The organism is Burkholderia sp. BCC1977 (assembly GCF_905339595.1).
Taxonomy (GTDB): Bacteria; Pseudomonadota; Gammaproteobacteria; order Burkholderiales; family Burkholderiaceae; genus Burkholderia.
This window is the reverse complement of the sequence record NZ_CAJPGQ010000001.1, coordinates 104,635-115,843: the sequence shown is the minus strand read 5'-3', so window position 1 is coordinate 115,843 and position 11,209 is coordinate 104,635. Positions and strand designations below refer to the sequence as shown.

The window sequence follows — 11,209 nt, the reverse complement described above, 5'->3', positions numbered from 1 at the left end:
GGCTTTTTTTGTCGGACCGTAGCCGGGAGGGGCGTGCCGGTCAGCGGCGCGCGCGGGGCGTGAGCACGCTCGGCAGCGCCTTCGGCAGCGTATGCGGCCAGTCGCGGCTGTAGTGCAGCCCGCGGCTTTCGCGGCGCGAATACGCGCTCTTCACGATCAGCGTCGCGACGTCGACGAGATTGCGCAGTTCGAGCAGGTCGCGCGTCACGCGGAAGTTCGCGTAGTACTCGTGGATCTCGTCGCGCAGCAGCGACAACCGGTGCTTCGCGCGTTCGAGACGCTTGTCGGTGCGCACGATGCCGACGTAGTTCCACATCAGCCGGCGCAGCTCATCCCAGTTGTGCGCGACGACGACTTCCTCGTCCGCATCCGACACGCGGCTTTCGTCCCAGGCGGGCAGCGTGGCCGGCGTTTCGGCGTCGAAGCCGGCCGCCTCGATCGCCTCGGCCGCCGCGCGGCCGATCACGAGGCATTCGAGCAGCGAATTGCTCGCGAGCCGGTTCGCGCCGTGCAGCCCCGTGTACGACGTCTCGCCGACCGCATACAGGCCCGCGAGATCGGTGCGCCCCGCGAGATCGGTGACGACGCCGCCGCACGTGTAGTGTGCGGCCGGCACGACCGGAATCGGCTGCTTCGCGATGTCGATGCCGAATTCGAGGCAGCGCGCATGGATCGTCGGGAAGTGTTCGCGCAGGAAGGCTTCCGGCTGATGGCTGATGTCGAGATACACGCAGTCGATCCCGCGCTTCTTGATTTCGAAGTCGATCGCGCGCGCGACGATGTCGCGCGGCGCGAGTTCCGCGCGCGCATCGTGCGCGGGCATGAAGCGCGTGCCGTCCGGCAGCTTCAGCAGGCCGCCTTCGCCGCGCACGGCTTCCGAAATCAGGAACGATTTCGCGTACGGATGGAACAGGCAGGTCGGGTGGAACTGGATGAATTCCATGTTCGACACACGGCAGCCCGCGCGCCACGCCATCGCGATGCCGTCGCCGGTCGCGGTGTCGGGGTTCGTCGTGTACAGGTAGACCTTGCCGGCGCCGCCGGTCGCGAGCACCGTGTGCGGCGCCTCGATCGTGATCGTGCGGTCGTTGTCGACATCGAGCGCATACAGCCCGTGACAGCGACGGCAGGGCAGGCCGAGCCGGTCCGACGTGATCAGGTCGATCGCGTGGTGGTTTTCGAAGAACGTGATGTTCGGATGCTGGCGCGCGCGGTCGGACAGCGTCGCAAGCACCGCATGGCCGGTCGCGTCGGCCGCGTGGATGATGCGGCGGTGACTGTGGCCGCCTTCGCGCGTCAGGTGGAAACCGAGTTCGGCCGCATCGTCCTTCGTGAACGGCACGCCCTGCGAGATCAGCCATTCGATCGCTTCGCGGCCGTGCTCGACGATGTAGCGCGTCGCGCCTTCGTCGCACAGCCCGCCGCCGGCGACCAGCGTGTCGTCGACATGGTTCTCGATGCTGTCCGCCGAATCGAGGACGGCCGCGATGCCGCCTTGCGCGTTATCGCTTGCCCCCTCCATCATCGAACGTTTCGCGATCAGCGCGACACGTCGCGTGCTGGCCAGGTTGAGTGCGACCGACAGCCCTGCCAGGCCGCTGCCGACGATCGCCACGTCGAATTTCATGCTGCATCTCCATCGTTACGCTTTAGATCTTGTGCGTTCCGTCGGCCGTGGCCGCGGAAAGGGGAGAGCATACCGCGTCAGGCCCGCGCGTGCGCGCAAAACAAAAAGCCCCGCATGTGCGGGGCTTTTTGGTCGCCGTCAGGCTGGAGAAACCGGAGATTACTTGATCTTGGTTTCTTTGTATTCCACATGCTTGCGGACGACGGGATCGAACTTCTTGATCGCCATCTTTTCCGGCATGTTGCGCTTGTTCTTCGTGGTCGTGTAGAAGTGACCCGTACCAGCGGTCGACTCGAGCTTGATCTTGTCGCGTGCGCCTTTTGCCATGATTGTGCTCCTTGGGCTTAGGCTTCGCCGCGTGCGCGCAGGTCAGCGAGCACGGAATCGATGCCGTTCTTGTCGATCAGGCGCAGGCCGGCGTTCGAGACGCGCAGGCGCACCCAGCGGTTTTCGCTCTCTACCCAGAACCGGCGGTTTTGCAGGTTCGGCAGGAAGCGGCGCTTCGTCTTGTTGTTTGCGTGGGAAACGTTGTTGCCGCTCATCGGCGCTTTCCCAGTTACTTGGCATACGCGTGCCATGAGAGCACTCCTAATACGCTAAATTCGGGGTTCGATCGCCGATGAAGGTTCCATCGCACCGCCACGTGATCCATGGCTGCACTCAGAACGCCGAAGCCTTTACAGACAAGGCCCTTCGATGGCTAGAACTGGTTGGAAAAAAGACAGACGACGATTCTAGCAGAAAAAGTTCAGAAAAATCAAACCTAATTTCGTTTCGTCGTTGCGGCGGCCCCGGGGCGGGTCGCCGGGCCACAGTCTACAGCCAACCGGCGCGCGCGAACGAAAATGTATCGCCGGTGCCGACGACGACGTGATCGAGCAGCTTCGTGTCGACCAGCGCAAGTGCTTCGTTCAGTGCGCGCGTCAGGCGGCGATCCTCGGCGCTCGGCTGCACCGCGCCGGACGGGTGGTTGTGCGCGATGACCAGTGCGGCGGCATTCAGCGTGAGCGCGCGGCGCACGATCTCGCGCGGATAGACGGCCATCCGCGTCAGGGTGCCACGCGCGCTTTCTTCCGTCTCGATCAGGCCGTGGCGGGCATCCAGGTACAGCGTGACGAACACCTCGTGCGAACGCGTGCCGATCGTCAGCCGCAGATAGTCCTCGACCGCGCGCGGCGAATCGATCCGCACCCGCTCGCGCGCCTGCTCGGCCAGCGCGCGCCGCACGATCTCGGTCACCGCGATCAGCAGCGCCGAGCGCGCGGCGCCGATGCCGGGGTGCGTGGCGAACACGTCGGGCTTCGCGTCGAGCATGTCGCGCAGCGAGTCGCCGAACCGCGCGAGCAGCGCGCGGGCGCTGGCGAACACGTCGCGACCGCCGCCGCCCGTGCCGAGCAGCAGCGCGATCAGCTCCGCGTCGGTCAGCGCGGCTGGCCCGCGCTCCAGCAGCCGCTCGCGCGGCAGATCGGGTTGCCAGTTGCGCGGGCGGCGCTTGCGCGGCGGCCTGGCGGCGTCGATGCGGCGGGCCGGAGCGGCCGGGGCATCGGCGGTGTCGCGACATTCGGTCGCCGGGGCGGCGGGGCAGGATGACAGCATGATCGAAACTCCATTGGCGGCGGGCGCAGGCGCGACGTCGTCGCACTTTCAGCCTTGCGCGCTCAGGTGACTTACAATATTGGCTTTGCGCCGGGCCTTTCGGCCAGTTCGGGCGCCGACGAACACGAGTCATTCATGAGCATCATCGATCTATCCGAAGTGAAGCCCGGTTCCCATGTCACGCTGCATTACCGGCTTGCGCTGGCCGACGGCGCCGACATCGTCAACACCTTCTCCGACAAGCCCGCCACGCTGCTGCTCGGCGCGGGGCAACTGGCGCCCTCGCTGGAACAGATTCTGATCGGGCTCAGGGTCGGCGACCATTCGACTTTTCAGCTAACGCCCGAGCAGGGGTTCGGTCCCCGCAATCCCGACATGCTCCAGCGCGTGACGCTGTCGACGCTGCGCGAGAACGGGATGGTCGGCGACGATTTCACGCCGGGCGAACTGATCGAGTTCAACGCGCCCGACGGCGGCCGCTACGCGGGGGTGCTGAAGGAAGTCAGCGAAACCTCGGCGCTGTTCGACTTCAATCATCCGCTCGCGGGCCAAGCGCTCACGTTCGAAGTGAAAATCATCGGAATCCTGTAATCATGAGCACCACCGATACGCTGTCCGGGCAGACCGTCGCCGCCGATGCCGAAATCCTGCTGGCCCAGCCGCGCGGCTTCTGCGCGGGGGTCGATCGCGCAATCGAGATCGTCGAGCGCGCGATCGCGATGCACGGTGCGCCGATCTACGTTCGTCACGAGATCGTCCACAACAAGTACGTGGTCGAGGATCTGAAGAAGAAAGGCGCGATCTTCGTCGAGGAACTCGAGGAAGTGCCGGCCGGCAATACCGTGATCTTCAGCGCGCACGGCGTGTCGAAGGCCGTGCGCGACGAGGCGGACGTGCGCGGGTTGCGCATTTACGACGCTACCTGCCCGCTCGTCACGAAGGTGCACGTCGAAGTGGCGAAGATGCGCCAGGACGGCGTCGACATCGTGATGATCGGCCACAAGGGCCACCCGGAAGTCGAAGGCACGATGGGGCAGGTCGAGCGCGGCATGCATCTCGTCGAAAGCGTCGAGGACGTGCAGAAGCTCGAGCTCGCCGACCCCGAGCGCATCGCGCTCGTCACGCAGACGACGCTGTCCGTCGACGACGCGGCCGAGATCATCGGCGCGCTGAAGGCGAAGTATCCGAAGATTCGCGAACCGAAGAAGCAGGACATCTGCTACGCGACGCAGAACCGCCAGGATGCGGTGAAGTTCATGGCGCCGCAGTGCGACGTCGTGATCGTCGTCGGCAGCCCGAACAGCTCGAATTCGAGCCGCCTGCGCGAAGTGGCCGAGAAGCGTGGCGTGGCCGCGTACATGGTCGACGCACCCGACCAGATCGATCCGGCATGGGTCGCAGGCAAGCGTCGCATCGGCGTGACGGCCGGCGCATCGGCGCCCGAAGTGCTCGCCCAGGCCGTGATCGCACGGCTGCGTGAACTCGGCGTGCGCAACGTCCGCGCACTCGACGGCATCGAGGAAAACGTGTCGTTTCCGCTGCCGCGCGGGCTCAACCTGCCGCCCGCCGCCTGATTGTCGCATCGCACCCGCGGTACCCCGAAGCGCGCCTCCCGGCGCGCTTTTTTTTGCGTCGCGAAAACGAGATCGCAACCATTATTCACATTAATAGTGCAACCCGGTTGCTATCGCCGCGCTTAACCGTCTCTCAAAATTGGTTGCAATGCAGGAAAACCCCATCGAATCAGGATTATTGGCGTCCTATAAATGGAGTTACAATGCGCCCGTTTTCAGGCCGGAATGGCTTTGAAATCGGGTTTTGGCAAGGCGCGGGAGACCTACTCGATGCATGTGAAGTTGGCTTACGCCATGTCCGTCGCCGCACCGGTTGCAATGCTTGCCGGCTGCAGCAAAAAGAGCGACGGCGGGGCGGGCAGGGAGACTGCGGCACACGCAGTACCGGCGGCCAGCGACGTGCGCGCTGCCGGAACCGGTCGTGCGGCGCGGTCGGTGTGCCGCATTGCGCAATCGGACAGAGACAAGGACAACGGGGCACGTTTGGCGATCGAGGAATTCAACGCGCAGGGCCCGAAGATCGGCATGCATTCGGCACGGCGGGCAGCACGCGCCGGCGGCGCTGCCATCGACCGGGCGACGGGCATGCAGATTGCCCGACAACGAGCCGCCGACCGTGATGCGGCAGCAGCAGGGCGCGTCGAACGACGGGCGCCCGGGTTTCGGGGCAACGCAGGCAACGTGCAGATGTCACTGATGCCCTTTCATTTCGATTCGACGAAACAGCGTGTCGCCGCGAACCATCGCGTCGCGGCGGGCGGTCTGCTTCGTTTCACGAATTCCGACTCAGTCCTGACGAAAGTCGGGCGCCACCTTCGCGATGCCGGTTCGGGCGCCGCGCGGGCGGCGGCGGACGGCCCGCTTGCCACGCAGGCGACGGCGTCCGGCATCGGAGCGCAAACCCCTGGCGACAACGGCATGTGCGCCGCCAAGGTGGTCGAGCCCGCGGGCGACGCGGCGCGGAACCTGATCTGCCCGGACGCGGGGTTCACCCCGGCCCGGACGGAAAAAAGCATGGACTTCGGGAAACCGGAGGCCGGCTGTTGCGGCACGCTGCCCTACGACTTCAAGGAGGCCAAGTACACCGTCCTCGATGTCGTGACGATTTAGCGACGGGACTCATGATGGCACCGGAACAGTGCGGTGCCGTTTCTGTATCCGCTCCGGCGGCAGGTCCGGCCGTACAGGCCGGGCGGCGCGCGCCGGGACGATCCACCCTTACCGGTATCGACTAGTACCCGCAGTGTCGCCGAGAAGGCGCGATTCCTCGCTTACCCGCGGGGCGCAACGTCCTCCGGCAGCATGGGCCAAGGAGCTTTAAATGGATATTTTCGTCCAGCAGATCCTCAACGGGCTGGTGCTCGGCAGTGTGTACGCCATCATCGCGTTGGGCTACACGATGGTGTACGGCATTCTCGGCATCATCAACTTCGCGCACGGCGACGTGCTGATGATCGGCGCGATGGTCGCCCTGTCCGCGATCACCGTGCTGCAGAACCATTTCCCCGGACTCGGCAACGTCGCGACGCTGACGATCGGCCTTGGCATTGCGGCGGTCGTCTGCGCGTGCGTGGGCTACACGATCGAGCGGGTCGCGTACCGGCCGCTGCGCCGCGCGCCGCGTCTCGCCCCGCTGATCACCGCGATCGGCGTGTCGATCCTGCTGCAGACGGCCGCGATGATCATCTGGTCGCGCAACCCGCTGCCGTTCCCGCAATTGCTGCCGACCGATCCGATCAACGTGATCAAGGCCACCGACACGACGCCCGGCGCCGTGATCTCGGTGACCGAAATCGTGATCATCGCGGTGGCGTTCATCGTGATGGCAGGCCTCTTGCTGCTCGTGCACAAGACCAAGCTCGGTCGCGCGATGCGTGCGATCGCCGAAAGCCCGAACACCGCGAGCCTGATGGGCGTGAACCCGAACTTCGTGATTTCCGCGACGTTCATGATCGGTTCCGCGCTCGCCGCGCTGGCCGGCGTGATGATCGCGTCCGAGTACGGCAACGTGCACTTCTACATGGGCTTCATCCCCGGCATGAAGGCGTTCACGGCGGCGGTGCTCGGCGGGATCGGCAACCTCGGCGGCGCGATGGTCGGCGGCGTGGTGCTCGGCCTGATCGAGCAGCTCGGCGCGGGCTACATCGGCAACCTCACGGGCGGCGTATTCGGCAGCAACTACCAGGACGTGTTCGCATTCATCGTGCTGATCATCGTGCTGGTGTTCCGTCCGTCGGGCCTGCTGGGCGAACGTGTCGCGGACCGCGCGTAACGGAAGGGGAGCAAACAACATGACATCCATTCAACCGATCGAATCCTCGACGTCGCTCGTCGAAGAGCGCAACACGACGAAGACCGTCATCATCGGCATCCTGACCGCGGCCTTCGTGATCGCGGCGCCGATCATCATCGGCTCGGCCGGCGGCAACTACTGGGTCCGCGTGCTCGACTTCGCGATGCTGTACGTGATGCTCGCGCTCGGCCTGAACGTGGTGGTCGGCTTCGCCGGCCTGCTCGACCTGGGCTACATCGCGTTCTACGCGGTGGGCGCGTACACGGCGGCACTGCTGAGCTCGCCGCACCTGAGCTCGCAGTTCGAGTGGATCGCGGCGCTCGCGCCGAACGGCCTGCACGTCCCGTTCCTGATCATCGTGCCGATCGCGATGGCGCTGGCGGCGACCTTCGGGATCCTGCTCGGCGCGCCGACGCTGCGCCTGCGCGGCGACTACCTGGCGATCGTGACGCTCGGCTTCGGTGAAATCGTCCGGATCTTTATGAACAACCTCGACCGTCCGGTGAACATCACCAACGGCCCGAAGGGGATCACGGGCATCGATCCGGTGCACGTCGGCGGCTTCAACCTGTCGCAGACGCACTCGCTGTTCGGCTTCCAGCTGCCGTCGGTCTACATGTACTACTACCTGTTCGTGCTGTGCTCGCTGCTGGTGATCTGGACGTGTACGCGCCTGCAGCATTCGCGTATCGGCCGCGCATGGGCGGCGATCCGCGAGGACGAAATCGCCGCGAAGGCGATGGGCATCAACACCCGCAACGTAAAGCTGCTCGCGTTTGCGATGGGCGCGTCGTTCGGCGGCCTGTCGGGCGCGATGTTCGGTTCGTTCCAGGGCTTCGTGTCGCCGGAATCGTTCACGTTCTGGGAATCGATCGTCGTGCTGGCGTGCGTGGTGCTCGGCGGCATGGGCCACATCCCGGGCGTGATCCTGGGTGCGGTGCTGCTCGCGATCTTCCCGGAATTCCTGCGCTCGACGATGAGCCCGCTGCAGCACGCGCTGTTCGGTCATGACATCGTCGATACGGAAGTGATCCGTCAGGCGCTGTACGGCCTCGCGATGGTGATCATCATGCTGTACCGCTCGGAAGGCCTGTGGCCGGCGCCGAAGCATGAGGACAAGATCGCGAAACTGGCGAAGCGCGCCGGCAAGAAGCCGGTGCGCGCTTAACCGACGGACAAGGGGATAAACACATGAGCGACAAGCAAATCCGACTGTCCGTGAAGGGCGTGAACAAACGCTTCGGCGGGCTGCAGGCACTGTCCGACGTCGGCTTGCAGATCAAGGAAGGCGAGATCTACGGTCTGATCGGCCCGAACGGCGCCGGCAAGACCACGTTCTTCAACGTGATCACGGGCCTCTACACGCCGGACTCCGGCGAGTTCAAGCTCGACGGCACGGAATACAAGCCGACCGCGGTGCACCAGGTCGCGAAGACGGGCATCGCGCGCACGTTCCAGAACATCCGCCTGTTCGGCGGGATGACGGCCCTCGAGAACGTGATGGTGGGCCGCCACGTGCGCACCAAGCACGGGCTGCTGGGCGCGGTGTTCCAGACGCCGGCCGAGCGCCAGGAAGAGCGTGAGATCAAGGAGCGCGCGATCGAGCTGCTCGAATACGTGGGCGTGCTGCAGTACGCGGACTACACGTCGCGCAACCTGTCGTACGGCCACCAGCGCCGGCTGGAAATCGCCCGCGCGTTGGCGACCGACCCGAAGCTGCTCGCGCTCGACGAGCCGGCGGCCGGGATGAACGCGACCGAGAAGGTCGAACTCACGCGCCTGCTCGACAAGATCCGCTCGGACGGCCGCACGATTCTCCTGATCGAGCACGACGTGAAGCTCGTGATGGGACTGTGCAACCGGATGACGGTGCTCGATTACGGCAAGGTGATCGCCGAGGGTCTGCCGCAGGACGTGCAGAAGAATCCGAAGGTGATTGAGGCATATCTCGGCGCAGGGGTGCACTGATGGCAGCGGCAATGTTGAAAATCAAGGGCTTGCAGGTCAACTACGGCGGCATCCAGGCCGTCAAGGGCGTTGACATGGAAGTCCGCCAGGGCGAGCTGGTGACGCTGATCGGCGCGAACGGCGCGGGCAAGACCACGACGATGAAGGCGATCACGGGCCTGAAGCCGTATTCGGCGGGCGACATCGAGTACGACGGCAAGTCGATCAAGGGCGTGCCGTCGCACGAGTTGCTCAAGCGCGGCCTCGCGATGGTGCCGGAAGGCCGCGGGATCTTCGCGCGGATGTCGATCATCGAGAACATGCAGATGGGCGCGTACCTGCGCAACGACAACGAGCAGATCAAGAAGGACGTCGACCGGATGTTCGGCTTCTTCCCGCGGCTGAAGGAGCGGGCGACGCAGCTCGCGGGCACGCTGTCGGGCGGCGAGCAGCAGATGCTGGCGATGTCGCGCGCGATTCTGAGCAAGCCGAAGCTGCTGCTGCTCGACGAGCCGTCGATGGGCCTGTCGCCGATCATGGTCGAGAAGATCTTCGAGGTGGTGCGGGAGATCTCGAAGGAGGGCATCACGGTGCTGCTGGTCGAGCAGAACGCACGCCTCGCGCTGCAGGCGGCCGACCGCGGTTACGTGATGGACTCGGGCATGGTCACGATGGAAGGCGATGCGAAGCAGATGCTCGACGATCCGAAGGTGCGGGCCGCGTATCTGGGTGAATGAACGAGCGGGCCCGGTGCGGCGCCGCGGCGGATGCCGGCGTGTCGCGCAAGGGCTTTCGAAAGGCTGTCACGGGATACCGTGACAGCCTTTTTTTCGTGCGGCGCGCGCGGCGGCGAACTGTGCGCGCGGATGCGACTCCATTCATTCGACAGTGACGCCGGCCATGCGGCGCGGGACACGGTGACCGGTCGTTCGAACCGGCCGTCCGCCACCGGCCGTCCGCAAACAGACACGCGGGCTGGGTAGCATGGTCGATCCATCGGGACACGGAGAGCACGCATGAATCTGGACTACGGTTTCGTGAAGGCGAAGGTGACGTCGGTGGCGCAGCTGAAGGGCTCGCCGCACGGCAGCGAAATCCAGTATCACATCCACCTGACGCTCGCGTTGCCGACCGGCGACTGGGACGTCGCGATCAACGTCGGCACCAACGACGCGGACGACCTGCTGAACTACAAGCTCGTCTACGATTTCCATCATCCGGTCACGGCGACGCTCGCGGCCGCGGCCGAAGGCTATACCGATCTCACCGGGCAAACCGCGCTGCCGGCGCTCGACTATCTGCGCAGCGACATCCTGAACGAGACGGGCGCGTGGCGCGCCAGCGCGGTGATGGACGGCACCGAGAACGCGGAGCCGATCCCGTCGCTGTTGCGGCTCGTCAACGCCGCGCAGTCGCAGGGGCTCGACGTCGTCGTGTTCGGCCGCACGTATTCGGAAGGCAACGGCATCCACGACACGCACATGAACCAGGGCTCGACGGGCTCGAACTACCGGCACCGCGCGGGCGACGACCACAACGATCACAACGACGTGTGGCAGGACGGCGCGCTGATCGTGCGCGTGAGCGAGTCGCAATGGGCCGCGTATTTCGCGGCGTTCGAGCAGCAGGCCGTGCCGACCGACGCGCTCGGCAATCCGCTGCCGGGCGCGGGGCCGATCACGCGCTGAACGTGGCGATTGCCGGCGGCGTCAGGCGGCCGGCAGCGTCTTGCCGAACGAGATGCGTTCCTCGACGCGATAGCCGAGCGCCGCGTAGAAGCGGCATGCCTCGTCGTTGCCGGGCAGCACCTGCAGATTGATCTTCAGGCAGCCGCGCGCGGCGAGCGCGCGTTCCGCATGCGCGATCAGCGCGCGGCCGATGCCGAGCCGCCGCGCGTCGTTCGACACGCCGAACGAGTAGAGCCAGCCGCGATGTCCGTCGAAACCCGCCATCAGCGTGCCGACGACCCGCGCGCCGCTGGTCGCGACGAAGAACAGCTCCGGCTGCGTCGCGAGCTTCAGCTCGATCGATCTCAGCGGATCGCGGTGCGGCGGGGCGTCGGCTTCGTCGTACTGCGGGAACGCGTCGCGCCAGACCGCGAGCACGGCGTCGGTGTCGGCGCGGTCGAACGGGCGGATCGCGACAGCATCGGCGGCGGCATCCATCGCGGCG

At 65.7% G+C, this 11,209-nt stretch carries 13 protein-coding genes; 8 read left to right on the top strand and 5 right to left on the bottom strand.

Annotated features, from left to right (window positions below):
- Positions 1-40: 40 nt before the first annotated feature.
- The 4 genes from nadB to radC form a co-directional block, all read right to left on the bottom strand.
- The gene (gene nadB / locus U5771_RS00550; protein ID WP_322022156.1) at positions 41-1,627 is read right to left on the bottom strand and encodes an L-aspartate oxidase; all 1,587 of its coding nucleotides are present in this window, start codon (positions 1,625-1,627) and stop codon (positions 41-43) included.
- Positions 1,628-1,786: 159 nt separating this feature from the next.
- Complete coding sequence (rpmG, locus tag U5771_RS00545; RefSeq protein WP_006478046.1) at positions 1,787-1,954, bottom strand: 50S ribosomal protein L33; 168 nt, start codon at positions 1,952-1,954, stop codon at positions 1,787-1,789.
- Between the two features lie 17 nt (positions 1,955-1,971).
- Positions 1,972-2,205: a 50S ribosomal protein L28 gene (rpmB, locus tag U5771_RS00540; protein WP_004186391.1), complete on the bottom strand. Its 234-nt coding sequence runs from the start codon at positions 2,203-2,205 to the stop codon at positions 1,972-1,974.
- 238 nt (positions 2,206-2,443) lie between these two features.
- Complete coding sequence (gene radC / locus U5771_RS00535; RefSeq protein WP_322022155.1) at positions 2,444-3,223, bottom strand: RadC family protein; 780 nt, start codon at positions 3,221-3,223, stop codon at positions 2,444-2,446.
- Between the two features lie 135 nt (positions 3,224-3,358).
- On the opposite strand from radC, the gene U5771_RS00530 reads away from it, so the two are divergent.
- From U5771_RS00530 to U5771_RS00495, 8 genes are all read left to right on the top strand, one after another.
- Positions 3,359-3,814 (top strand): peptidylprolyl isomerase, encoded by a 456-nt coding sequence (locus U5771_RS00530; protein WP_322022394.1) that lies wholly within the window; start codon positions 3,359-3,361, stop codon positions 3,812-3,814.
- A 2-nt stretch (positions 3,815-3,816) separates the two neighbouring features.
- Positions 3,817-4,797 carry a 4-hydroxy-3-methylbut-2-enyl diphosphate reductase gene (gene ispH / locus U5771_RS00525; RefSeq protein WP_006488968.1) on the top strand — a complete coding sequence of 327 codons (981 nt, stop codon included), beginning with the start codon at positions 3,817-3,819 and terminating at the stop codon, positions 4,795-4,797.
- Positions 4,798-5,067: 270 nt separating this feature from the next.
- Positions 5,068-5,907, top strand: coding sequence for a branched-chain amino acid ABC transporter (locus U5771_RS00520; protein WP_322022393.1), 840 nt, complete (start codon positions 5,068-5,070; stop codon positions 5,905-5,907).
- Between the two features lie 211 nt (positions 5,908-6,118).
- Positions 6,119-7,069 (top strand): branched-chain amino acid ABC transporter permease, encoded by a 951-nt coding sequence (locus U5771_RS00515; protein ID WP_044845601.1) that lies wholly within the window; start codon positions 6,119-6,121, stop codon positions 7,067-7,069.
- A 19-nt stretch (positions 7,070-7,088) separates the two neighbouring features.
- Entirely contained in the window at positions 7,089-8,258 is a 1,170-nt protein-coding gene (locus U5771_RS00510; protein WP_322022154.1) for an ABC transporter permease subunit, read from the top strand.
- A gap of 23 nt (positions 8,259-8,281) precedes the next feature.
- Entirely contained in the window at positions 8,282-9,058 is a 777-nt protein-coding gene (locus U5771_RS00505) for an ABC transporter ATP-binding protein (RefSeq protein ID WP_043187587.1), read from the top strand.
- Positions 9,058-9,774, top strand: coding sequence for an ABC transporter ATP-binding protein (locus U5771_RS00500; RefSeq protein ID WP_105787560.1), 717 nt, complete (start codon positions 9,058-9,060; stop codon positions 9,772-9,774). Before U5771_RS00505 ends, U5771_RS00500 begins: the two co-directional genes overlap by 1 nt.
- A gap of 279 nt (positions 9,775-10,053) precedes the next feature.
- Positions 10,054-10,725 (top strand): DUF2278 family protein, encoded by a 672-nt coding sequence (locus U5771_RS00495; RefSeq protein ID WP_322022153.1) that lies wholly within the window; start codon positions 10,054-10,056, stop codon positions 10,723-10,725.
- Positions 10,726-10,746: 21 nt separating this feature from the next.
- Here the strand turns inward: U5771_RS00495 and U5771_RS00490 are convergent, their stop codons facing one another.
- The gene (locus U5771_RS00490; protein WP_322022152.1) at positions 10,747-11,202 is read right to left on the bottom strand and encodes a GNAT family acetyltransferase; all 456 of its coding nucleotides are present in this window, start codon (positions 11,200-11,202) and stop codon (positions 10,747-10,749) included.
- Positions 11,203-11,209: the final 7 nt, after the last annotated feature.